A 23,798-nucleotide genomic window follows, 5' to 3' on the forward strand; every position below is an offset into this window, starting at 1 on the left:
CCCCATATGGCGGGCATGACCCGCTTTTCCCTGCTCGATCTCGTCCCCGTGCGCGAAGGCGACACGGTGGCGACCGCCCTCGCCCATGCCGCCGATCTGGCGGCGCACGCCGAAGCGCTGGGCTATCACCGGCTCTGGGTGGCCGAGCATCATGGCATGGCGGGGATCGCGTCGGCCGCGACGGCGGTCGTGCTGGCGCATATCGGCCATGCGACCTCGACCATCCGCATCGGCGCGGGCGGCATCATGCTGCCCAATCATGCGCCGCTGGTGATCGCGGAGCAGTTCGGCACGCTCGACGCGCTGTTTCCGGGGCGGGTGGATCTGGGGCTGGGCCGCGCGCCGGGGTCCGACCAGCGGGTGGCGCAGGCGATCCGCCGCAACCTGTCCGGCGGGCCGGACCAGTTTCCCCGCGACGTCATGGAGTTGCAGGCATTGCTGGCCGGTGACGATAGGCTGGGCATTGAGGCCACGCCTGGCGCGGGCGCGGATGTGCCGATCTGGATTTTGGGGTCCAGCCTTTATGGCGCGCAACTTGCCGCCGCTTTGGGGCTGCCCTATGCCTTCGCTTCCCATTTTGCGCCCGGCGCGCTGGATGAGGCGATCGCCCTCTACCGCCGCGATTTCCGCCCTTCGGCGCAGCTTGAACGTCCCTATGTCATGGCCGCTTTCAACGTCTTTGCCGCCGATGACAGGGCAAAGGCGCGACTGCTCGCCAGTTCGATGCAGCAGGCATTCGTTCGGCTCCGCACCGGCCAGCCGGGCAAGCTCCAGCCGCCGGTGGCGGGCTATTATGAGAGCCTGCCGCCACAGGCGCAGGCGATGCTGTCGGACGTGCTCAGCGTTTCGAGCATCGGCAATCAGGCGGATGTCGAGCGCGACATGGCGGCCTTCCTCCGCCGCACCCAGGCGGACGAACTGATCCTGACCGGCCAGATTTTCGATCCGCAGGCGCGCAAGCGCAGCTTCGCCATTGCCATGGCGGCCGCTCAGGCCATCACGGTGCGCGAAGCGGCCTGACGCTCGCCCTTCAGCCGCCCCCCGCTCAACAGCGCCGCCGCGCCGGGGGCGATCCTCTGAAGCACGCTGGCGATCATCACCACCGCCGCCAGCACGATCAGCGGCTGGGCGATCAGGAACAGCGGATAGAGCGGCGAACCCATCCGTCCGGTCAGCTTGCCGATCAGCGGCCCGCCCAGCCAGATGAGGACGAGGTGCGCGCAGAACAGGAAGAAGGCGTAGGGCTCGATCCGCAGCAACATGCCGCGCGCGGTGGTGGCTGCAAGCGCCCACGCGATGCGCCAGAAAGCCACGGTCGCCGTGGCGCGCACCGCAAGGTCAAGGGCCGCCTGCGCTTCCGGCGCGCCGCCATTGCCGATCGCGACCGCGCGGTAGAGCTGCGCGCCCATCAGCAGCGCGAAAGGCACGAGCGCGGCCCAAAGCGGCAATGCCGCCACCCGATCCGCCCAGCCGCCGCGCCGCGCCAATATGCCGGTCACGAAGAACAGCAGGATCGAGGCGCGCATCAGCACCGGCGGTCCCAGCCCTTCCACATGGCAGAGCGCCGCGCCCGCACCGATCGCGACCAGCGTCCAGCCCGGCAGTCGTACCAGCAAGGGCGCGGCGACCATGCAGAGGAACAGATCGCGCAGGAACGGCATCTGCACGTTGATGTCGGGGTTGCGGGTGAGGATGAGGGTTTCCTGGACCACCCACGCCGCCGATTGCGGCTGAGGCGCCTGCAACCCGGCAAGCCAGGCCGCGCCGCCCACCAGCAGGATCGCGATCAGGTTCCAGAGGATCATCGGCAGCAATATGGTGCGCGCCTTGCGCCGGACATGGCTGGCCCAGTCGCGCGTGCCGACCGATCCCGCGACCAGCCACCCCGAAATGAGGCCCAGCAACGGCACGGCGCTGCGGCCGAACATCTCCATCAGCAGCCAGCGGAGATTTTCCTGCGCGCTGCCGCGCAGCGCTTCCAGCTCCGCTCCGCTAAGGCCCGTCCAGGCGTGAACATAGACGACGCCCAGAATGCAGATCACGCGGGCGATCGCGATGGCATCGGATCGCCGTGCGCCATGGGTCGGGAGGCTAGGTGTCACGCGGGCATCCTGATGGTTACGCTTCCTCAATGCCTGAAACATGATCCATGTTCCTGGCGCACATCATCTGGTCCGAAACGGACCCGGCTTCATCGCGCGTCAATCATTTGCCGGCGATGAATGGAGCAAACGCGCGCGTGCATAAGTCAATCTTTACCTATTCCGCCTAAACCCACCCTGTTTGCCGGAAGACGTTCCGGTTCAGGGGACGACAAAGGCTCATGACCCATATGCCGGGCGCACAATCCTTCACTGCTGCCGCTGCGCCTGCCCACATGGCCCACATCCAGTCGATGGGCATGGTGTTCCAGATCGCCGGGTCCAGTTCCAAGATCTTGATCGACGCACATCGGCTGGCGCTGTTCGGGCAGGACCAGGATCCCTGCGTCGCGATGGCGGGGCAGGTCGGCAGCCAGGTGAAGATGCGCGTCGGCAATAGCTGGCTCGTCGCCAGCGTCCGCGCAATGGCGCTCGATCAGGCGAGCCAGGGCATCATCGCCGACATAGACTTTCTGGGCGAGGGCGACGAGGAACGGCTAACCGGGCGCATCTATCGCTTCCGCCGTGGCGTCACGCGCTATCCGACGCCGGGGACCGACATCTTCCCCGTCTCCAGCCACGACATGCAGCAGATCTACGCCGCCGACGACCGCGCGCATGTGGAAATCGGCACCGTCTATCCGACCAGCGACACGCGCGCCGCCCTCTATGTCGATTCGATGCTGGGCAAGCATTTCGCGCTGCTGGGATCGACCGGCACCGGCAAGTCGACCAGCGCCGCGCTGATCCTCCACCGCATTTGCGACCTGTCGCCCCAAGGGCATATCGTCATGATCGACCCCCATGGCGAATATGGCGCGGCCTTCGCCGGCAACGGCGCGGTCTATGACGTCAACAACCTCGCCCTCCCCTATTGGCTGATGAATTTTGAGGAGCATTGCGAGGTTTTCGTCACCTCATCGGGATCGGAGCGCACGGTCGATTGCGACATCCTCGCCAAATGTCTGCTCGCCGCGCGGATGAAGAACCGGCTGGCCGAAAGCATCGGCCGGCTGACGGTGGATTCGCCCATCCCCTATCTGCTGTCGGACCTGACGACGATCCTCCAGAACGAGATGGGGAAGCTGGACAAGGGCACCAATTCGCTGCCCTATATGCGCCTGAAGACCAAGATCGACGAGATCAAGGCCGACCCGCGCTACAGCTTCATGTTTTCCGGCATGCTGGTCGCCGACACGATGCAGGCGTTCATCGCCAAGATTTTCCGCCTCCCCTCCGACGGCAAGCCGATCTCCATCATTGACGTGTCGGCCATGCCATCCGACATCACATCGACCGTGGTGTCGGTGCTCTCGCGGCTGGTCTTCGACTATGCCATCTGGGCGCGCGACGAGCCGCAGCGGCCGATCCTGCTCGTGTGCGAGGAAGCGCATCGCTACATCCCCAATTCCACTTCGGGCGCCGGGCAGGCCGTCCGCAAGATATTGGAGCGGATCGCCAAGGAAGGCCGCAAATATGGCGTGTCGCTGGGCCTCATCACCCAGCGTCCGTCCGACCTTGCCGAAGGCGTGCTGTCGCAATGCGGCACGATCATTTCGATGCGCCTCAACAACGACCGCGACCAGGCGTTCGTGAAGGCGGCGATGCCCGAAGGCGCGCGCGGATTTCTCGATTCGATTCCGGCGCTGCGCAACCGCGAAGCGATCATCTGCGGCGAGGGCGTCGCCGTGCCGATCCGCGTCGCGCTCGACAATCTGGAGGAGCATCGCCGGCCCGCGTCGGGCGACCCCAGCTTCACCGACCTTTGGCGGCAGTCCGGGGGCGAGAACGACATTCTCGACCGCACCATCACACGCTGGCGCAACCAGGGCCGCTAACCGGCCGGCGCGATCCGCCCTGCGGGCTCCGCCTCGCTTTGAACGGTTTCCCGGCATTCTTCCTCGTGAACCGGCGTCAGCAGCTTTGCCTTGCGCCAGCCGCCCTGCGCGTACACCGCCCACGCCAGCAACAGCGCGATGGCCGAACTGACCGGAAAGCTGAACCAGAGCGCGTCGGCATCCAGCACCGGATAAGCGAGATGATAGAAGCCGAGCCGCACGCCAAAGAGGGTGAAGGTCAGGATTATGAGCGGTGGCATCACGACGCCATTGCCGCGCATGACGCCGAACAGGATGACCGTGCATCCGAACAGCAGGAAGCTCCAGGTCACGATCAGTTGCATGTGCCAGGCCGCCGCGATGGCCGCTGCCTGATCGCCCAGAAACAGCGAGAGGAACGGCGCGTGAAATAGCAGGATGACGGCTATCATCGTGCCGGTGAACGCCAGCTGATAGCCAAGGCCGTAGAGGGTGATCCGACCGATCCGGTCCCAGCGCCCCGCGCCGATATTCTGCGCCGCCATGGCGCTGACCGCCGCGCCCATCGCGATTGCCGGCATCTGAAGATAGCCCCATATCTGGATCGCCGCGCCATAGGCGGCCGTCACCAGCAGCCCTTCGCGATTGACGAGCCCGATCATCACCAGCGCGGAACCGGACATGACGATCATCTGCAACCCCATCGGCAGCCCCTTGGCGAAGAGCAGCCGCAGCTGGTCCGCCGCCGGCCAGAGCCAGCGCAGTTCCGCGCCCCGCAGCCGCAGCGGCAGGTCTTTGGCATAGGAAAAGGCGACAAGGCCGATCAGGCTGACGAAGCCCGCCGCCGCTGTCGCCGCCGCAGAGCCGGCGATGCCGAAGGCCGGGATCGGCCCAAGGCCCAGAATGAGCACCGGATTGAGGATCAGGTCGATGGCGACGCTGCCGATCATGAAAATCAGCGGCGTTCGCGAGTCGCCCGCTCCGCGCAGACCCATCATCATCATGACGCTGAGCAATGTCGCGGGCATCGCAACGAAGATGACGCGCAGATAGGTGAGCGCCAGCCCGAACGCCTCGGCGGGCGTTGCCAGCGCCCGCAGCAGCGCCGGCGCGCCGATCCAGCCGCCGACCGCGACGGCGAGGCCCATGATCGAGCAGAAGCCCACCGCGGAGCCAAAGGCGCGCCGCGCCGCGGGAACGTCGCGCGCGCCCATCGCCTGGCCGATTATCACGGTCGAGGCCATGCCGAAGCCGAACACGAGCGCGAACATGAGGAACATGATGATGTTGGCATTGGCGGTCGCCGCCAATGCCTGCGGCCCCAGGAAGCGGCCTACCCAGATCGCGTTGATCGATCCGTTCAGTGACTGGAGGATGTTGGCGAAAAGGGTCGGAACCGCGAACAGCAGCAGCGTCGAGGCGATCGGCCCCTGGGTGAGGTCGCGCGCGGCTGGTGCTGGTTCGCTCATCGTCGCCTTGCCCCTCAACATTATGACCATCCTCCCCTTGCAGGGGGGGATTGACTAGCCCAACCGCTCCAGTGCCGCCTTCAGCCTTTCCGCTTCCGCGCTCTTTTCGGCATGATCCTCGCGCGCCTTGGCGACGGCTTCGGGCTTGGCCTTCTCGACAAAGGCGGGGTTGGACAGGCGATTGCCCAGCGAATCCCGCTCCTTCTCCGCCGCGCCAAGCGCCTTGGCGAGGCGCGCCTTTTCGGCCGCGATGTCGATCACGCCTTCCAGCGGCAGGATGAATGTCGCCTCGTCGATGACGATTTGCGCCGCGCCGCCGGGGGGCACGTCACCGAAGCTCAGGCTCTCGACCCGGCCCAGCCGGGCCAGCGCCACGCCCTGCCGGTCGAGCCGGCGAAGCGTTTCCTCCGAGCCGTCGCGGACAACCATGGGCAGCTTCGCGCCTGGCGGGACGTTGAGTTCGGTCCGCGCGGTGCGGATCGCGCTCACCAGCCGAATCAGCCAGTCGATCTCACCCTGTGCCTCACTGTCCACCGCCGCCAGCGCCACCGGCCAGCGGGCGACGATCAGTTCGCTCTCGCGCGCGCCCGTCAGGCTCCACAGCTCTTCGGTGATGAAGGGCATGAAGGGATGGAGCATGACGAGGATCTGGTCGAACGCCCAGCCCGCCACCGCGCGCGTTTCATCATCCATCGCGCCTTTGGTCAGCTCGATATACCAGTCGCAAAACTGGTCCCAGACGAAATGATAGATAGCGTTCGCCGCCGCGTCGAAGCGGAGTTCGGCCATGGCGGTGTCGATCGCCTGCACGGTTGCGACCGTCTCGGCAATGATCCAGCGGTTGACCGGCAGCGCGGCGTGCGGCGCTTCGTGGGTGGTGGATGCAGCGACGCCGTTCGCCTGAAGGAAGCGCGCGGCGTTCCAGAGCTTGGTCGCGAAGTTGCGGTAGCCCTCGACCCGCTTCTCGTCCATCTTCACGTCGCGGCCCTGGCTTTCCATCGCCGCCATGAAGAAGCGCAGCGCGTCCGCGCCATATTTGTCGATGAGGCCCAGCGGATCGACCACATTGCTCTTGGACTTGGACATCTTCTGCCCGTCCGCCGCGCGCACGAGACCATGGAGGTAGAGCTTGCGCCAAGGCACTTGCCCCATGAACTCTTGTCCCATCATCGCCATCCGCGCGTCCCAGAAGAACAGGATGTCGAAGCCGGAAATGAGGAGATCGTTGGGATAATGACGTTCGACCAGCGCGCTCTGCTCCGGCCACCCCAGCGTCCCGAACGGCCACAGCGCGGAGGAGAACCAGGTGTCGAGCACGTCATTGTCGCGCTCCAGCTTCTTGTTGCCCGCCTGCGCCTGCGCCTCCTCCTCGGTTTCAGCGACGTAGGCGTTTCCATCCTCGTCGAACCACGCCGGGATTCGATGCCCCCACCAAAGCTGGCGGCTCACGCACCAAGGCTGGATATTGTCCATCCAGTTGAAGAAGGTCTTTTCCCATGTCTTCGGCACGATCTCGATCGCGCCGTTGCGCACCGCCTGGGTCGGTGCGACGGCCAGTTTTGCGGCGTCGACATACCACTGGTCGGTGAGCCAGGGTTCGATCACCACGCCGGAGCGGTCGCCATAGGGGGTCTGGATCGTGCGCGGCTCGAAATCGGCTTCGATTTCATCGCCTTCCTTGGTCTTGCTCAGATGGGGCACGAGGAAGCCGTCGGCCTTCATCGCCTCGACCACCGCCTTGCGCGCGTCGAAGCGGTCGAGTCCGATGAATGGTTCAGGCACCAAGCCATCGGCGGTCTGCACGACCTTTGCGTCGGCGTCGAACATGTTGAGCATTTGCCCGGCGGCGATGCCCGCCCGCTTGCCGACCTCGAAATCGTTGAAGTCGTGGCCCGGCGTGATCTTGACCGCGCCCGACCCAAGCTCCGGGTCGGCATAGTCGTCGCCGACGATGGCCAGCCGCCGCCCGGTGATGGGCTGGAGGATTTCCCTGCCGATGACGCTCTGGTAGCGCGGATCGTCGGGGTGCACCGCGACCGCCATGTCGGCCAGCATGGTTTCAGGCCGGGTGGTGGCGACGACGATATGGCCGCTCCCATCGGCCAGCGTCACCCCGTCCGCGAGCGGGTAGCGGAAGCGCCAGAAGCCGCCCTGCGTCTCCTTCGTCTCCACCTCCAGATCGGAAATGGCGGAGCGGAAATGGGGATCCCAGTTGACGAGTCGCTTGTCGCGATAGAGCAGGCCGCGCTTGTGCAGCTCCACGAACACCTTGACCACGGCCCGGGAGAAGCCATCGTCCATGGTGAAGCGCTCGTTCGCCCAGTCCATCGAGCAGCCGAGGCGCCGCAACTGCCGCGTGATCGCGCCGCCGCTCTCAGCCTTCCATTCCCACACCTTCGCGATGAAATCCTCGCGGCTATAGTCGGTGCGCTTTTCGCCCTGCGCGTTCATCCGTCGTTCGACCACCATCTGCGTCGCGATGCCGGCATGGTCGGTGCCCACCACCCACAGGGCATCCTTGCCGCGCAGCCGCTCGTAGCGCACGACGATGTCCTGCAAGGTGTTGTCGAGCGCATGGCCGATGTGGAGGCTGCCGGTCACATTGGGCGGCGGGTTGACGATGGTGAAGGGTACGGCATCGGGCCGTTCCGGACGGAAAAGTCCGTTCGCCTCCCAATGCGCGTACCAGCGGGCCTCGATGTCGGCGGGGTCGAAAGTCTTGGGCAGTTCGGTCATGAACACGGCCTTTACGCAAGGCGGCGGCTACGTCAAATGGCGCGGTGCCTTTCGCGTCGGAAGCCGGTCAAAAGCGTCAGCCAGTCACCCCTTCCGCCTTGGCGAAGCGGGCGGCGAACCTGATCGGCGGATTGTCCTTATCGTCCGCGAAAGAGGGAATGAGCTGCGATCCGATCCCGAGCGTTGCGGCAGCGTCCCGCCGCCCGCGGGTGATGCCGCCGATGCGGGCGAAGCGGCAAAAGGCGTGGCCAACAGCGCGCCCGCCCGACATCGTTTCGCTACCCCCTCGAAGCCCGGCCTTTAATCCGGGGGTCGGGGTGCGCCTGTCCATCATGGAATATGGGATGGGGCGTCGCAAAAAAGGAAGCGGGGCGGGACGCGCCCCTGCCCTGCCCTATCAGCGGCCGGTGATGCGGGCGATTTCCTTCGCCACCATCTCTTCCACCAGCGCGGGAAGGTGAGCGTCGAGCCATTCCTTCAGCATGGGCTTCAGCATCGCGCGGACGAGGCCGTCGAGTGTATTGTCCTGCCCCGGCGCGGGCGCGATCAGCATCGATGAGAGGGCAGAGAGCGAATGGCGCGCAGCCACTTCGCTCTCGACCGACAGGATCGTGTCGTCGCTCGCGGTCGGCGCGGCGGACTTGGGTGCAGCCTTGGGGGCGGGCATGGGTTCCTCCGCGACTTCTTCGGTCAGTTCCAGCACTTCCTCGACCGGCGGGGCGAGTGCGACGGCCTTCGGCTCCGCGCGGGTCCGGCGCGGCGCGGTCGCGTGAACCGCTTCCTCGCCCTCCTCGGCGATGATCCGCTTGATGGACGAGAGTATCTCTTCCATCGAGGGTTCCTTGGTCATGTCACCCATGGAAAGTCCCCGTCCAAAATCCATTGCGCACCCTTGGAGCCTTAGAATGGCCGACGCGGGTTAACAAGGGATTAAGGTTGCTGGACCGACGCGGACGGCACGGTGGCGTTCTGGGCCGGCGTATCGACGGTCCGGGTCGCCACGGGCCTGGGAGCGGGATCGAAGTCCCAGTCGAACCATTTGCCGCGCACCCGCTCATAATTGACCATCGGATCGTAGAGCGCGCCGCTGGCGAGACCGAGGTCGTCCGCTTCCGCATGGCCCATCGCCGCAAGCAGCGTGAAACCGGCGACATAGGCATTGCGTCGCGCCGACACGAGTTCGACGCGCGCGATCAGCGATTCCTGCTCGGCATTGAGGATGTCGAGGATCGTCCGGCTGCCGACCGAATTTTCGGCGCGCACGCCTTCCAGCGACAAGGCGGCGGCGTCGACCGCCTTCTGGCTCGATTCGATCGTCTGGAGCGACGCCTGCCAGCTGGCATAGGCCGCGCGCGTCTGGGCGATAACGCTGCGCTCCGCCTCGATCTCCTGCTCGATCGCCTGCGATTCCAGCGCCTGGCTCTGCCGCACCTGCGCCGCCGGGCGACCACCCTGATAGAGGGGGATGTTGATCTGAACGCCGGCCGCCGCCTGCTTGTTGATCTGCGGCCCTTCAACGATATTGCCGTTGGCGTCCTGCGCGCTGCTGTTGAGCGAATGGAGATAGTTGGTGTAGCCGGCCTGGGTGAAGGCGGAGACGCTCGGCATGACCGTCCCCTTTGCCGCGCGAACGTCATAGCGGCGCGCCTCACGCTGCTTCTTCGCCGCCGCGATGTCGGGATTGTCGCTGAGCGCCACCTGCACCGCGACATTCGGATCGGCCGGGAGGCCCGGCAGCGCCGGGGGTGGCTCAAGCGCGTCGGGCGCCTCACCCACCAGCGCGATGTAATTTTCGCGACTGGTGATCAGGTTCGCCTGCGCCGATTGCAGGTCGGAGCGCGCCAGCGCCAGCCGCGATTGCGACTGGGCGACATCGGTACGGGTGACGTCGCCGACCTCGAAGCGGTCGTTGGTCGCCTGGAGATTGACCTCCAGCACCTTCACATTGGCCTGGTTGAGCGAGACGATCGCGGTGTCACGGATCACGTCCAGATAGGCCGCGACCGTCTGCGAAAAGACACTGGCCTCAGTCCCGCGCAGCCCCGCCTGTCCGGCTTCGACTCGGGTCTTGGCGGCCTTGATACTGTTACGGACCGACCCGCCCGAATAGACCGGCACGGTGACCTGCGCCTGGGCGTTCAGCGTGCGCTGGGGCGAGGTGAAGCTGATTGTGGGCTTGAGGATGCTTTCGGTATAGCTGGCCTGCACGTCGAGCGCGGGGCGGCCGTTCGCCTTTTGCAATGGCACGCCCTCATCCGTCGCCCGCTGACCGGCACGCGCGCCGGTGAGGGTCGGGTTGGAGGCATAGGCTTTGGCCAGCGCGCCTTGCAGCGTTTCGGCCGAAACGGGGTTTGGGAGGGCAGAGGTCAGCAACAGCAGTGCGGCTGCGGCACGATGCCGATCATGAGTGCGCTTCGCTGTCATCTCCCCCCGTCCATCCTTTAGAACACAAAAGCCTTGGGCGCGCCGAACCCTGGCAGCACCACCATTTCGATATCGGTCAGCCGGGTGAGGCCCAGCACGCCACCGATCACCCGCCCGCTGCACAGGCGCGTGACGCCGCCGTCGGTGATGCCGGTGACGACCCGCGCGCCGTCGGCAAGCTGCGTGACGAGCGAGGCGGGCACTTCCTCCACCGCGCCATCGATGAAGAGCACATCATAGGGCGCGCCATCGGCCGCGCCGGCGGTGAGCGATCCGCGCACCAGCGCCGCGCCAGTCGCGCGCACGTCCGGCCCGCCCTCTTCCTCGACCGCGGTCACCTGCGCGCCCAGTTCGCCGAGCAGCGCGGCGGTGTAACCGCTCGCCGCGCCGATCAGCAGCACCTTGTCGCCCGCTTCGACCTGCGCTTCTTTCAGCAGCCGGCCGATCACCAGAGGCGGATTGAGCGCGCGGCCCTGGCCCAGCGGCACCGGCCGGTCGATATAGGCGGCGGCGCGTCGTTCGGCAGGGACATAATCCTCGCGCGGCACCCGCGCCATCACGGCGATGACCCGCTGATCGTCCACGTCGCTGGTTCGCAGCTGGCTTTCGACCATAGCGGCCCGCATCGAAGAGAAATTCTGCTCGGTCACGATTTTCCTCGCTTGGCACAACTGTATTGGCAATGCAATACAGTAAGGGGATCACCGGACCTCTAAATCAGCGGATCGCCCGCGCCAAGCGGGTTCGCATACGATGCCCCAAGATTCTTGGGGAGCGGCGGACAGCCCGCTTGACATTGGCGTCCAAGCCGCACATTTGCGGCGTCCCACTTGTCGAGGCCCGATGGCGGAGTGGTGACGCAGAGGACTGCAAATCCTTGCACGCCGGTTCGATTCCGGCTCGGGCCTCCATTTCTGCTTCCAGAGACGTCCAAGAACGTCCGCGGAATGGCTGTTTTCTGCCATTTTTTCGGGTATGATCGACCACGTCAGTTCGGTCGGTTCCACCCCCATCCGAGTACATTGATGGTACGGATGATGGACCAAGGCCCGGACGGGGTTTCGGAGGTCCATCAATGTCTGAAGGCGGAAAGCGCAGCGCTGGACTCACGGCGAATTCGGTGAAGCACGCGAGGCCAAGGGAGAAGGCCTACAAGCTGTCCGATCGCGATGGCCTCTACCTGCTCGTCAAACCCTCGGGGACCCGATACTGGCGGATGAACTATCGCTTCGGGGGCCAGCAAAGAACGCTGTCCTTTGGACGATGGCCAGAAATCTTGCTCGGCGACGCACGGGAAATGCTCCTTGAGGCACGTCGCGAACTCGCAAAGGGACGCGACCCCCTTGAGCAGGCGAAGCTGAATAAAATCGCCCAATCGCTTGCCGCCACCAACACCTTCGAGACCATCGCGAAAGAGTGGCTGGAGAAGGTCGAGAAGGAAGGCGTGGCTCCCATGACCCTGAAGAAGGCTCGATGGCTTCTAGAGCAGACTTATCCCACGCTTGGGAAAAGGCCTATCACCGAAATAACGGCCCACGAGCTATTGCTGGTTCTGAAAAAGGTCGAGGCATCCAAGCGATACGATACCGCCAATCGCATCCGTAGCACCTGCAGCCAAGTTTATCGTTATGCCATCGCGACTGCTCGCGCAGAGAGAGACATTTGCGCCGATCTGCGTGGAGCTCTCGTCAGTCCGAAAACAACCCACCGCGCCGCTATCACGACACCCAAGGAAGCTGGCGAATTGCTCCGCGCCATTGAGGACTACGATGGCCATGGCCTCACGCGAGTCGCGCTAAAGCTGTTGCCTCATCTGTTCGTTCGTCCGGGTGAACTGCGGTGGGCGGAATGGAGCGAATTCGACTTCGACAAGGCGATCTGGACGATCCCTGACTACAAAATGAAGATGCGCCGGCCTCATGCGGTGCCGCTCTCAAAGCAAGCCATCGCCATCATTGGCGAGATAGAGCACGACCCCAGCTACAGCAGTTTCCTGTTCCCCTCTCTGCGGGCCCTCGATCGGCCGATGTCCGACAACACGATCAACGCGGCGCTGCGTCGCCTTGGGTTCAGCAAGGATCAGATGACCGGCCACGGCTTTCGCGCCATGGCGGCCACGTTGCTCAACGAGATGGGGACTTGGAATCCGGATGCCATCGAGCGCCAGTTGGCACATGCCGACGGCAATTCCATCCGCCGGGCCTACGCACGGGGCCAATATTGGGACGAACGTGTCCGGATGATGCAGCACTGGTCAAATTATCTCGACAAGCTGCGGGAGGGTGCGAAGATTTTGCGCCCAAAGTTCGGGCACAGCGGCTCATGATCTACAAGTCAGAGCGCTGGCTTCGCTGGGGTGGGCTAGGTGTCATTCAATAGTGCTTCGATCGATGAAACCCGGACGAGTGTCATGCTGCCGATCTTGACGGTCTCAAGCTTGCCCTCGGCGATGAGCAGGTAAATCTTGGAGCGTCCGATGCCCGTCATACGGCAGGCATCCTTGATCCGTACAGTGATCGGCGATGGCGTTGGATCGAGGCTCATGACTGCTCCTCCTGCTTGGCAAGGGCGGTTGCTTCACCGCTGTCTGTTCGCATCAGCCGCTGCTCGACCAGCTTCATGAAGCTCACGTAGCGGGCACGACCCAGCCGAGCGGTATCGCTGTCGAACGGCGGCTGATCGGCTACCAAGGTCAGTTGATGCCGGATGAACAGGCCCAGCATCTCGGTCAGCGCGTCGACTTTGCGCTCGAGGCGCTCGGCTGTGCGATTCTGGCGATCGAGCCTTGGGCCAAAGCGCTGATCCAACTCCTGCGCACCCTTGCGCTCAAGCCAGGCATTGAGCGCATCGGTCAGGACTTGCGTCTTCGATGTGCCTGGATTGCTAGTCAGCGCGTCCAGCTTCGCCGACAGATCATCGGGAAGATAGAACTGGTGGCGGGTCTTGCACGTCTTCATGACGGCAGGATCGAACATCCCGCACTCGAGCGACAGTGCCTGTCCGATGTCACGGGATGCCTTTCTAGGGCCATTCGGTCAGCTGATGCCCAGTCCCCGGCTCCTACCACCGATAGTCCAACTGATAGGGCCATCGCGCATGATACCCGACACCGGCTTGCCGATCGCACGCTCGAGAACAGGCCGCCAGGGCACAAGGCTGAACTCGCGTGATTTCTCGATCATCGCGTAGCGCTTGTCTCCGACCATGACCGAGCGGTGGTAAATGCCTTCGATGGGTTCGCCGCGCTGAGGAGCGACGTGCCTGAGGCCTGTCTCCTGCTCGATCTGCCCGCATGTCCGGTCAAGCTCGCGCTGCTGGAGGATGGCGAGCAGATTGCGACGCGTGCGCAATACATGGCCCTCCCGCTCGGCAAGACCCTGCTCGACGAGCCACGCCTGTCGTTGGACCAGACCCCTGCGCACCTCAGCTCCGAACCCGCCCGACAGAGGCGCGGGCCGATCGCTGGTCAACTCACGGTCGAGCCACGTTGCGCCATCATGGCCAGGCAGCTGTTCCAGCGGTCTGGTGGACAGCGTCTCGATCTGGACGGGCAGGCGGCTGGTCTTCTCCCGCTCATAGCGCTCGGCATCGGCAAGATGATCCTGCCCTATGACCCAACTCCCATCGGGCTGCCTTTCGGGCTTGCCGATCGTGCGTCGCATGGCCTCAAGGCGGCGCACATGCGCCTGTGCGCGATCCTCGGTCATGTGCGGATCCTGCTTGAGGTGGGTGTCGACGCTGTAGCAGCCTTGGTTTCGACCAGCGATCTCGGCGACTGTGCGGTCCACCTCACGCACCTCAATGGGCGCAGGCGACAGGCGAACGATGCTCCCGGTGACAAAGCTTTGCTTGTTCTCGCCGATATCGGCATAGTGACTGCGGCCATCGATCCCGTCGAGGATGAGATAGCGGCGGTCGCGATGCTCGTCGGAGAGACCCGTCGCGACGACCCTGCCGATGACCGCCCTGTCATGCGCTGGATCGAACAGGCTATTGCTGTGGGGTGGACGATGGATGCCTGCTTCTTGAAGCTCGCGGTTCAACGTCCGGATGATGTCACCGCGCTCGCCCATCCGGCGCAATGTCGGTTCCAGCTCGCGGTCGAGCGCCCAACGCCCATTGTTGCCTTCTTCGGCAAGGCCGAGCCGGGACAGCGTGCGTAGCCGCCCCATGAGCGAAGCATGCCGGCCCGGATCGGCCTGGGTGACGGCAATGACGCCCTGTTCATTGGCTTGCCGCATCAGGGCCCGGTCGATGCTGGTGAAGCGCTCCTGCTCGATCTCTCGTGCCACACTGGCGGCGATCTCCTGCGGAGTTCGAGGGCCAAGGTCGAGAGAGACGATCTCACTGGCCCGCGCGCGAAGACCCTGGGTCAAATAGTCTTGGGCGATGACGAGATCCTTACTGGTCTCGTCCTTACCCCGAACGATGACATGGGCATGGGGATGACCGGTGTTGAAATGGTCGACCGCCACCCAGTCGAGCTTCGTGCCAAGATCCTTCTCAGCCTGTTCCATCAGCCGGCGGACCACGGGCTTCAAGTCACCATATTGTGCGCCGTCTTCGGGAGCGACGATGAAGCGGAACTGATGGCGGTCGCCACTCGAGCGGTCGAGGAAGGGCTTGCCATCGATTTGATCGGCATCGCGGCCATAGAGTGATCCGCGCTGCCCCTCGCGGGTTGTTCCGTCCCGCTGAAGATAGCGAAGATGAGCAGACGCGGCCATGCCCTTGCCTAGCTTCACAATGCGGCTTTTCACCATCACGCGGCGGCTAACAACAGGCGGCCGAGACGAGCCCTGACCAAGGACGCGGCCGACGCCGTTGCCACGACCCAGACGTGCGCCCGTGAAGCGACCAGCGGCGGCACATGACCGCCCACCCGCTCGACGGGCTCGGGCTAGGCTCTTGCCGACAGTCGGCGTGTCGCGGCCAATATGCCCCAGCCAGAGATCGAAATCGTCGCCACCAGCCATATCGATGTCCTTTCCCGCTTTTCGCAGGAAAGGATGGGAAGCGGTCAGCGCTAGCTTCAAGGGCCTCCACCTGAAGGGCCGAGGGTGCGCTGCTTTCGCCGCACGTGGAGGCATCTTCATTGGCGTGCCTCCAAAAGAAACCCTGTGCAGACGCCGATGCCAGCCGCCGTTGGAGGCAGGGCTTTAATCTTGCCGTATCCTAAACCCCCTCAATTTCGGGCCTACATGTCTTTCTGATGTCAGTCCGAACAATGCGAAACGGTCGAGCGAATGCTGGTTGGAGCTCGCTAAAGTCACTTTACAAAGCGGCTCTTTAACGCACGCTACTTCGGCATTTCCAGCGTGAGACAGAGGCATATTCCAACGCAAATCGCATGTTGCAAGAGCCAAACGGGGCGCGATTTGCCTTGATTACTTCCTCAAATCCAGCAATCTGCCACCGCTCCCAAGATACGTGGGAGTGGGGCGTGGAAACCCCAAATGCAAAGCAACTCGGTCGAAATTATCGGCCGGGTGGCATGCGCGCATGTCCAGCCGGCTTACCGGTAAAGGCGCATGCGCTCTGTGCTTTGCCAGGGTTTCCAACATCCGGCTTCGGCCGTCGCCCCGAGTGGACATAGGCGCGACGAAGGAAGCCCAAGGCAACGGCGTCGCCAGCTAGGGGACGCTTATGACGGTTCCAAGCAGCTCGGGCTGGAGCCCGATTTCTACATTGCCGAGCGACCGAAAAGACGGCCGTCGCATGCTTTTGTGGGACGATGATGTGCCAGTCATCGGCAGATGGGACCCTGACCGGGAAGGCTGGGAGGACCCGGAAAGCATGTGCATCTATCAGGACATTGCCCTCTGGGCGGATATTTTGACGCCCGATTAGAGCCCGTGGCGGTGGCTGTTATGGTACGGAATGGCGGCTACGTTCGACGAACCGGAATGACAGGTCATGGTCATCGGATAGCCGTCGTAGATTTGGCTACATGCATAGCAGCTACGCGCCTCATCACCGCGACGCAGACAGCCGTACGCTGATCACGAAAGCTGCCAAAACGTTCAAACGCGTCCTATATGCAGTTCAATGCAGATTCCCCTTTCCTCTCAGGGCAACCCCGAGCTTCCTTTTCTGACCGCGTGTGCAACCCGCACCGTCGATTTCGCAGGCGCGGAAGATGAAGCCCACCCCCTTCAACTCGTGCCGGCACGCTGGCGCGCATTCAGCATACTGTTTACGGAATTCGTTGATGAGTTGGCAGATGTTGAGGCTGAGTTCAAACCGGACGGGACAGCGCTGATCGCAATATTTCGTCGCGTTGTTTATGAGGCAACTGAGCTATTTGATTGCTACACTAATTTACTACCTAGCCGGATCAATCCATGCTCCAAAGGGGAGCGCCAAGCGCTCAAAGAGTTTCGCAACGTTGGGCAGCGGTTGCGCAGTTTTACTGCGAACCTTTGCAATCGGTGCAAGCACGCCAGCGCACAGCTACAATTCCTGTGGGCCCAGTCCAGTACCAACGGGCGCGTAAGCGCGCGGCTGCTCGTTCAAGTCTATAAGGGCGGGAATGCATTGCTGCGGGATGATAAGGTTCACAGGGGTAAGATGGCTGGGCTAGGATTGGTTCGCATCGGACACGAACTCGCGCACAATCTTCTTCGCATCGACTGCGCTGCCGCACGGCTGATGAACGTAATGGAGGATCGGGTCGTCGAACCAATGGCAGCAGTCTCCGCCGAAATTCCAATCGGCGCAGCACTTCGCCGTCTTAGCACTCTCGAAGCGACCCGGCACTCAGACGAGAGTGCAAATCATTACGGCCTAGTGTTTCGAGCCGATACCATTGAGCTAGTCCGAGTGACAGCGGTAGACCTTGGACCGAACGTGCGAATGACGGTGACACTTACGCATCATCTGCCGACAACATCGTATTCCGTCGCCTGAGGGATGGAGTTCTGCGCGGAGAACACCAATCTGCCCCACGAATATCGATTGAAGGTATTTCAAGCGATTCCAAATCGGTTATCGGGCAAACCGCTCACTCGCAGTTATCCTAGCCACAGTGGGCTGTCCGCCGAACGATCCGTAGACAGCGTGATCGAGCCAGCCCTTTTCATCATCGAGAGCATCGCCATCGATTTCACGCCACCAATGACGACGCGTCGCATCCCATCGATATCCTCTGCCCTTAAGTAGATCTTTGGAATCGAAGGGAGCCCCAACGGCCGCAATGCGAAAATTCGGACGATCGCAGCGTTCGAGAAGATGGGATAATATTGTGCGGCCGTCTCCCGCCGCGCTGCTGAGAAGCGTGGCTAGGGCATGAACATCCTGCTCGGCGCGATGTCCCTGAAAATACCAGCCAGCTTGGAACAGCAGATGTCCAAGCGAACGTCCGTCGAAACCGAGAGTTAGCCAATCGAGTTGGGACAGACTGCAACCCCAGGCTCCGCGCTGCAGAGGTGGAAAGCGAAGGTCGACGAACGGCCGATCGAAGGCCGCGTTGTGCGCGATGATGAGGTCGGCTCCTCCGAGGAGCGCTATTATGCTCTCGTCGTCAAAGACGCATCCCGCGAGGTCTGCATCTGTAAGCCCAGTGAGCAAGGTCAGCCGTGGGGGCATCGGTCGCCTCGGATCCTCGCGCCAGGAACGGGGACGTTCCATCTCGATGATCCGGCCCTCTGCATCGACGCTCAGTCGTTCGATCGCAATTTCCACGAGCCGATCCGCGGTAGGATCGAGCCCTGTCGTCTCCGTATCGACGATAGCGACAATCCGCATGTCGGCGGATCGGGGGGCGAGCTTATCCACTAGTCCGGCGAAACTGAGTTCGCGCAAGACTCGAAACCCCGGAATCTGAGACAGCCGCTGAGCGAGGTGCTCTCCTTCATCCGCGGGGCTGACACGAGACCTGAGGAAATCGAGAAGCTTCATCAGACGAGCCTCGCCAGCTTTTCAAGCAAGACCGCTGAGAATTGGTAGCCGGGCGGCAGACTTTTGAACTCCTTGATGCCGTCCTTGAGCGGGTCGCCTCCCTTCTGATGCAGATGCAGTCTCTCGACGGGCATTTCGATAATCTGGGCGGTAGCTAGACCAGGCCCAGCGTGCTGATAGATCGTCCGGCGCTCAGACAGACGGTAAGGAGACACGGCGAGTGAACCACCGAAATGCCCGCAATTGCAAATGATCACATTGCAGAACACCATGCGTGCGACCGCTTCGGCGACATGGCGAAACGATGTCGCATCCTTGTTGAGCGCCAAAATGAAGAGGTGCTGGACCTTGCCACGATACATCGCGATCCGCTCGAGATCGAGGAAGTCGTAGCAGACCATCACGCCAAACGTTCCAATTTCGTCCCCATCGAGCAGCCATACTGACGGATCACGCTTGAACTCACACGAGACACTCTTGAGCTTCTTGTCTTCTTCCGGTGCCGCATAGGTTTTGCCGATCCGACGTGTCGTTGCCTTGGCGCCCATCTTCCGATTGCGCCATCTCTTGGGAACAATGAGCAGCGCCTCATTGTGAACCTCGCCGGGCTTGTCTCCTGCGCGATAATCGAGCCCGGCAATTACGATCGACTGCATCTTCCCGGCCATTCTACGCAAGGTCGCTTCGTAGCCAGTGGGCACCGCGAGTTCTGGCAGCACGATGATGTCTGGTGGCGGCTGCTCTTGGTGAAAAGCCGCGAAGAAACCCCGGATCTCCGTAATCGCTCTTTCTTCCTCGCACGGCGACATCTTGGGACCGGATGACCACGCGGCGGCAGGATCGAGCGAAGTCTGTATAATGCCGATCTTGAGAATGGGTGCGAGCGTCGGCTCGGTCGGAACTGTCATAATTCGAGCTCATCCTCGTTCGGCATGCCATCGACAAAAGCGCCCATCTGCCGCAGTCGGACCGGAATAAGCTGCCGGGGTTCATGCTCGAGGACGGTCATCTGGCTCTTCTGCAATACATCCTGTGCCTGCTTGATCTGCGCCAGCAGGGCGTCAGGGCCGTCGATAAGCTGATCGAACTCGGTGTCATCGGCCGACTGCCCCTTTGCATTGCCGAACAACATGGGAAACTGTGTCAGCATTGAGGTCTCTCGGCTTCGTGGGAGCAGACATGCCCGAAGGATCGAGATGGTGAAGGAAGAGATCGGAAGCCGCTCGACATCGCGGGCTACGATCTCGATTAGGCTTCGCTCTTGGCCGCGGATGTTCCAAGCCGCGGGCAGGACGAAGCTCTGCCGCAACATGCCCCAGAGTATCTGACCGAGCGCACGGAGTCGGCGTGGCCAAGCGCGATCGTCGGCGGATACCAGCACCTCATGATAGCGATAGTCCCTCAATCCGGGAGAGGGGGCGACTCTGGTGCGGCGCATCAGGCTCTGCCAAGCTTCCCACGTGATCTTGTCGCCCGCGTCGGCTGCCTCCGGCAGCGCCTTCCAGTCAACGGGTAGCCATTCGAGCGGAATGCCTACGCCCTCAGGGTGAAGCCTGTCGAGATAGTCCATATCGGGCCCTTCGGGATCGAAGATCGGTTCAAGAATCTGCCGAACGATCTCTAACGCGGTCCACTCCGATCTGCGTGGATCACTAGGGTCCATCGCGGCTGTCTTCTCGGTCCATTCAACGAGCGATAGCGTCGCTCGCAAGTTAGTCACCCGCGCGCGGACGTCGCCGATGACCGGTGCGATGTTTGGTAGAGCCGCAAAGCGATCGGGCTGCGTCCTTGCTGCGTCGAGTAGCCAGCCCTCGTCGTCACTCTTGAGAAGAAACGGATCCTCAGCCAAGCGCTTCCAGGCTGCAGGGGGCAGGTGCCGGGGGTAGCGTCTCAGGCCGTTCCAATCCTCAGGGCGGCTGGGTTCGTAACTCACGGCCGCCGTCGCCCAGTAGACGGGCGGCTGCATGGGATGTGCGCCGGTGGTCGCGAACAGCCAGTGGAACCAGACGCCCAGCGGCACTCCGGTCATATCGAGCAGCACGGCGAAGATGGGTGCTGCCGCCCTCTCGGAACCGATCGCCCGTACCAGCATCTCATTCGACAGCGAAGCGTCCGTCAGCGCGACCTCGGCTGAGCCAAGCACCAGCGCGGCTTCGAATGCCCGACGCGCATTCCATTGGAACCGTTGCAGTCGGTCAGTTTCGCTTGGTCGGGGGACGAAAGCCTCGAGATCCGCACGCAGCAGATTCCCGAGGAACGCTCGTGCCGCATCTCGTTCGCGGTGGAGCAGGTCAGGCCTGGAAAGGGCGACGCTCGCGGTTAGTACATGTCGGGCGAGGACGTGCAACGCCATCGCTCCCAGATATGACTGCAGGAACTTGTGATCGTCGTCGGCGTGATCGGCCATCCAGCGACGCACTCGGTCGAAACCATCGTGTCCGGTCACACGGCAATAATCGAGCAAACGCGTGAAAAGCCTGACCTTGTCGGGGTGGGTGGCAAAGGCTTCGAAGAGCAGCCCGAAATGACGTTTTACGAGTGCTCGCCAGTTCTCGTGTTCGGTCTTCTCGAGTTCAGCGATGCGGTCAAGAAACGGCTTGACCAGAGCGGGGTCCAGATCGGTGGTGGCCTTGCCACGGATGGCCGCTTGGAGCCGGCGATGTTCGAACAAAAGCTCCTCGTTCGGGCGAAATAAGGCGGGTGTGAGATTGGCTATCCGAGCAGCGGCGAAGGCCATGCGCGTATCGCCGCGGATCTCGTGATTCGGAATGTTGGCGAGCAACAGCCATTCGAGTTGCTCGAGCCGCTGGCTGCGGCCGGCATCGGTCAGTAGGTCAAAGTCAGTCGCTGCCAACATCGAAACCTGCGCTAGGGTCCGTGTCATCAGCTGAGTGGGCTTGCGACCATCAACAGACGCGGCAGTGATTGCGACAGATCGAAGCTCCGACAGCGCCATTGGCGCTTCTGTCTCATCAGGGTGAAGTAGCCATTTCAGTTCCGATGGACTGTATTTCTCGCGCTCGATCTCCACACCGATGCCATGTCGTGCGAGCAGATGAGCATATTCAGTCATCCACTCTAAGAGCCGGTCGAAATCATATGCCAGAAACTCATGGTCGTCGACGAAGCGAAAATGAGCGACGTCGCGGTGTTCCAGCAGCAGTTTCTCGACTTCCCGATCGATGGGCAGCATGGCGACGTTCGCGAGGAAGCCACCGACGAACAAGCCTGTCGGTATACCATCGAACGGACCGACAGGCGCAATAGGATCGACTTTGGCCTTGAGCGCTTGGTCGAGGCCTTCGTCGTCGACCTCAAAACGAAGCATTGTGGTGAGAAGTGCTGAGAGACGAGGTTCGTCAGCAAACCCCTCGACCAGAGTGTTGAAGCCCCGTTGGATCGCGGTGACCTGCACTGATGGATAGAATTTGCTCAGATCCAGCGATGCAGCATAGAGCGTGTCGCTGCCAGACGCCGGATGGCTCGAGAAAGATGGGTGGAAGTAGGCAAGGCGATCGCCCTGCTCGAGCGCCAAGCGTTCGCCAGCATCGAGATCGTCCTCCTCAATGTTTTCGCCGACCATCTTGCGTGCGGTGAGCGAGATGTGACGTCGGAAGAGCGGCCAGCTATGTTTGAAATGGCGGTAGAGATAACCCGCTGAGTGCCGATAGGGCCCGATATTCAGCTTGGAATGTCGCCCTTCTGCGGTCTCCTCCTCATACCACGCAGCCCGATACAGCCGGTTTCCATAGCTCCACGCCGGCATTTTCTGGTCCAGTTCCGGTCCCAGAACATTGACGAGGGCAATCCAAGCGACTTGATCACGAACGGCGACTTCGAAGTATTGCCGTAGCCGTGGCTTTCCATCCTTGCCCGGCTTCTTCGGCTGAGGGACTAACCTGATAGGCCTATTTCTCCAATTCCCTGTTTCGAAGTCGTGCCGAATGGACGCTAGTTCTGCTTCGAGATTCAGTTCGAAAGCCGCAATCTCGGCTTGATCGAAGAGCCCGTCCGCCATGCGGTAGCAGCGTCGCACCTTGCGCCATGCCCAGAGCAGGTTTTCGGGCATGAGGAGAAGGTTGAACCAAGTCATGCGATGCCTCGCCGGGATCGGAGATAGTCGTTCAGATCGTTTACCTTGGGCGGCAGCTTCTTGGTGACCACGGTGATGCCACGCGCGGCAAGACGCCCACCGAGCCTCTTGGCAAGTCCGCGCCCGGACCTATCAGCGTCGGCGAAGATTGCGATGTTACGGCCTATGAGGCGGTCGATTATGTCAGGTCCAAGGTCGCGCATCGCCCCAAGAAGCCCGATCGGAAGCATCCCGAGTTCGTGCGCCGAGAGCACGTCGGTGATCCCTTCACAGATCGTGATCGTCGAACCTGATTGGGCAAGCGCGTCGAGATTGTATGGTGGCGGTAGGAGCTTCGCTGGGCAGAACCAGCGATAGTCCTTGCGATCGTCCGCGCGACGTGCCTGCAGGTAGGCGACTGTGCCGTCCTGCAAGAAGGGAAAGAGGAGATAGTTCGACGGCAAGCAAAGGAGGGGTCCATAGCGTCCCTGCATAACGAGACCTGCTTGATCCAGACGCGCCATACCGAATGTCGACAGCGCGCGCCGGAACAACGCAGCGCGTTCACCGATCTGACCAACTCGAAAATGTGTAATTGTCTCTGCGCTGAAAGCCCGTTGTTGGAGGTAGGCTCTGCCGCTCTCGGCAAGCGGCGACTGGTCAAGAATCCAACCATATACCTCAGGGTCGAAACCGTGAGGCGAAGGCTGTACCAGTGCCGGCAGAGGCCCATGGTGGATCGATCGTGGGGGTCGCGATCGAGGCGCAGAGCCGGTGCTGTTGAGATAATTGTCATTCAGCCAGCGGCAGGCAGCCGAGAAGTCGAGATTGTTCATTGTCATGACGAGATCGATCACACTTCCGGAGCGCTGACAGCCGAAGCACGAGAAACCGTTGGTGGCAGAACGCAGCGAAAAGGACGGCCGCTGATCCGGATGTCCAGGTAGGCGGCATCGCCCAGCTCCTCTCGGCGAGAGCGCGAAGCCGAGATCCGCTGCAACATTGGCAATCGGGATTGTCTTGATCCGTTCGAGATCATATCTCATATCCGGACGATCTCAATCACCACTGGCAGCGACATTGAGTCAACTGACCGCCGTTGACTCTGCTGCTGTTGTTCGATCTATTGGTAGTCGTCATCATACTGCCCCCTCCCGACATACAATCAGCAGATGGTTCGCCTTGCAAGCCAGTCGACGTGTTAACCTAATGACGTTCATCAACCGCCGAGGCCATGTCC

General features: G+C 62.5%; 18 protein-coding genes and 1 tRNA gene. 5 read left to right on the forward strand and 14 right to left on the reverse strand.

The window, feature by feature from the left end:
* The first annotated feature begins 15 nt into the window (after positions 1-15).
* Complete coding sequence (locus tag ACETPF_RS00895) at positions 16-1,020, forward strand: LLM class flavin-dependent oxidoreductase (RefSeq protein WP_373932385.1); 1,005 nt, start codon at positions 16-18, stop codon at positions 1,018-1,020.
* Here the strand turns inward: ACETPF_RS00895 and ACETPF_RS00900 are convergent.
* On the reverse strand, positions 990-2,144 hold the full coding sequence (locus tag ACETPF_RS00900) for an acyltransferase family protein (RefSeq protein ID WP_373932386.1): 1,155 nt from the start codon (positions 2,142-2,144) through the stop codon (positions 990-992). The two genes, ACETPF_RS00895 and ACETPF_RS00900, sit on opposite strands and share 31 nt — an antisense overlap.
* A gap of 179 nt (positions 2,145-2,323) precedes the next feature.
* Here ACETPF_RS00900 and ACETPF_RS00905 point away from each other — a divergent pair, with 179 nt between their 5' ends.
* Positions 2,324-3,979 (forward strand): ATP-binding protein, encoded by a 1,656-nt coding sequence (locus ACETPF_RS00905; RefSeq protein WP_373932387.1) that lies wholly within the window; start codon positions 2,324-2,326, stop codon positions 3,977-3,979.
* On the opposite strand, the gene ACETPF_RS00910 is transcribed toward ACETPF_RS00905, so the two are convergent.
* The 6 genes from ACETPF_RS00910 to ACETPF_RS00935 form a co-directional block, all read right to left on the reverse strand.
* The gene (locus ACETPF_RS00910) at positions 3,976-5,448 is read right to left on the reverse strand and encodes an MATE family efflux transporter (RefSeq protein ID WP_483882523.1); all 1,473 of its coding nucleotides are present in this window, start codon (positions 5,446-5,448) and stop codon (positions 3,976-3,978) included. The genes ACETPF_RS00905 and ACETPF_RS00910 overlap by 4 nt on opposite strands.
* Positions 5,449-5,481: 33 nt before the next feature.
* Positions 5,482-8,163, reverse strand: a complete 2,682-nt coding sequence (locus tag ACETPF_RS00915; RefSeq protein WP_373932388.1) for a valine--tRNA ligase — start codon at positions 8,161-8,163, stop codon at positions 5,482-5,484.
* 76 nt (positions 8,164-8,239) lie between these two features.
* The gene (locus tag ACETPF_RS00920) at positions 8,240-8,494 is read right to left on the reverse strand and encodes a hypothetical protein (RefSeq protein WP_373932389.1); all 255 of its coding nucleotides are present in this window, start codon (positions 8,492-8,494) and stop codon (positions 8,240-8,242) included.
* A 66-nt stretch (positions 8,495-8,560) separates the two neighbouring features.
* Entirely contained in the window at positions 8,561-9,022 is a 462-nt protein-coding gene (locus ACETPF_RS00925) for a DUF2497 domain-containing protein (protein WP_373932390.1), read from the reverse strand.
* Positions 9,023-9,093: 71 nt separating this feature from the next.
* Positions 9,094-10,587, reverse strand: coding sequence for a TolC family outer membrane protein (locus tag ACETPF_RS00930; protein WP_373932391.1), 1,494 nt, complete (start codon positions 10,585-10,587; stop codon positions 9,094-9,096).
* A gap of 17 nt (positions 10,588-10,604) precedes the next feature.
* Positions 10,605-11,237, reverse strand: a complete 633-nt coding sequence (locus tag ACETPF_RS00935) for a protein-L-isoaspartate O-methyltransferase family protein (protein ID WP_373932392.1) — start codon at positions 11,235-11,237, stop codon at positions 10,605-10,607.
* A 187-nt stretch (positions 11,238-11,424) separates the two neighbouring features.
* Between ACETPF_RS00935 and ACETPF_RS00940 the strand changes: the two genes are divergently transcribed.
* A tRNA-Cys gene (locus ACETPF_RS00940) sits at positions 11,425-11,498 on the forward strand.
* A gap of 164 nt (positions 11,499-11,662) precedes the next feature.
* Positions 11,663-12,913 carry a tyrosine-type recombinase/integrase gene (locus ACETPF_RS00945; RefSeq protein ID WP_373932393.1) on the forward strand — a complete coding sequence of 417 codons (1,251 nt, stop codon included), beginning with the start codon at positions 11,663-11,665 and terminating at the stop codon, positions 12,911-12,913.
* Between the two features lie 35 nt (positions 12,914-12,948).
* Here the strand turns inward: ACETPF_RS00945 and ACETPF_RS00950 are convergent, their stop codons facing one another.
* The 3 genes from ACETPF_RS00950 to rlxS are packed head-to-tail and all read right to left on the reverse strand — an operon-like array spanning position 12,949 to position 15,683.
* A complete protein-coding gene (locus ACETPF_RS00950) occupies positions 12,949-13,131 on the reverse strand; it encodes a helix-turn-helix transcriptional regulator (RefSeq protein WP_373932394.1) in 183 nt (60 codons plus the stop codon).
* A complete protein-coding gene (locus ACETPF_RS00955) occupies positions 13,128-13,562 on the reverse strand; it encodes a CopG family transcriptional regulator (RefSeq protein ID WP_373932395.1) in 435 nt (144 codons plus the stop codon). Before ACETPF_RS00955 ends, ACETPF_RS00950 begins: the two co-directional genes overlap by 4 nt.
* 60 nt (positions 13,563-13,622) lie before the next feature.
* The gene (gene rlxS, locus ACETPF_RS00960) at positions 13,623-15,683 is read right to left on the reverse strand and encodes a relaxase/mobilization nuclease RlxS (protein WP_373932396.1); all 2,061 of its coding nucleotides are present in this window, start codon (positions 15,681-15,683) and stop codon (positions 13,623-13,625) included.
* Between the two features lie 952 nt (positions 15,684-16,635).
* Here rlxS and ACETPF_RS00965 point away from each other — a divergent pair.
* Positions 16,636-17,496, forward strand: a complete 861-nt coding sequence (locus ACETPF_RS00965) for a hypothetical protein (protein ID WP_373932397.1) — start codon at positions 16,636-16,638, stop codon at positions 17,494-17,496.
* A 78-nt stretch (positions 17,497-17,574) separates the two neighbouring features.
* On the opposite strand, the gene ACETPF_RS00970 is transcribed toward ACETPF_RS00965, so the two are convergent.
* The 4 genes from ACETPF_RS00970 to ACETPF_RS00985 are packed head-to-tail and all read right to left on the reverse strand — an operon-like array spanning position 17,575 to position 23,604.
* Entirely contained in the window at positions 17,575-18,486 is a 912-nt protein-coding gene (locus ACETPF_RS00970; RefSeq protein WP_373932398.1) for a 3'-5' exonuclease, read from the reverse strand.
* The gene (locus tag ACETPF_RS00975; protein WP_373932399.1) at positions 18,486-19,394 is read right to left on the reverse strand and encodes a carbon-nitrogen hydrolase family protein; all 909 of its coding nucleotides are present in this window, start codon (positions 19,392-19,394) and stop codon (positions 18,486-18,488) included. The genes ACETPF_RS00970 and ACETPF_RS00975 overlap by 1 nt, the downstream gene beginning before the upstream one ends.
* Positions 19,391-22,579 (reverse strand): RNA-directed DNA polymerase, encoded by a 3,189-nt coding sequence (locus ACETPF_RS00980; RefSeq protein ID WP_373932400.1) that lies wholly within the window; start codon positions 22,577-22,579, stop codon positions 19,391-19,393. The genes ACETPF_RS00975 and ACETPF_RS00980 overlap by 4 nt, the downstream gene beginning before the upstream one ends.
* Positions 22,576-23,604 (reverse strand): CHC2 zinc finger domain-containing protein, encoded by a 1,029-nt coding sequence (locus ACETPF_RS00985; protein WP_373932401.1) that lies wholly within the window; start codon positions 23,602-23,604, stop codon positions 22,576-22,578. Before ACETPF_RS00985 ends, ACETPF_RS00980 begins: the two co-directional genes overlap by 4 nt.
* Positions 23,605-23,798: the final 194 nt, after the last annotated feature.

The organism is Sphingobium agrisoli (genome assembly GCF_041877245.1).
In the GTDB taxonomy this organism is placed as follows: Bacteria; Pseudomonadota; Alphaproteobacteria; order Sphingomonadales; family Sphingomonadaceae; genus Sphingobium.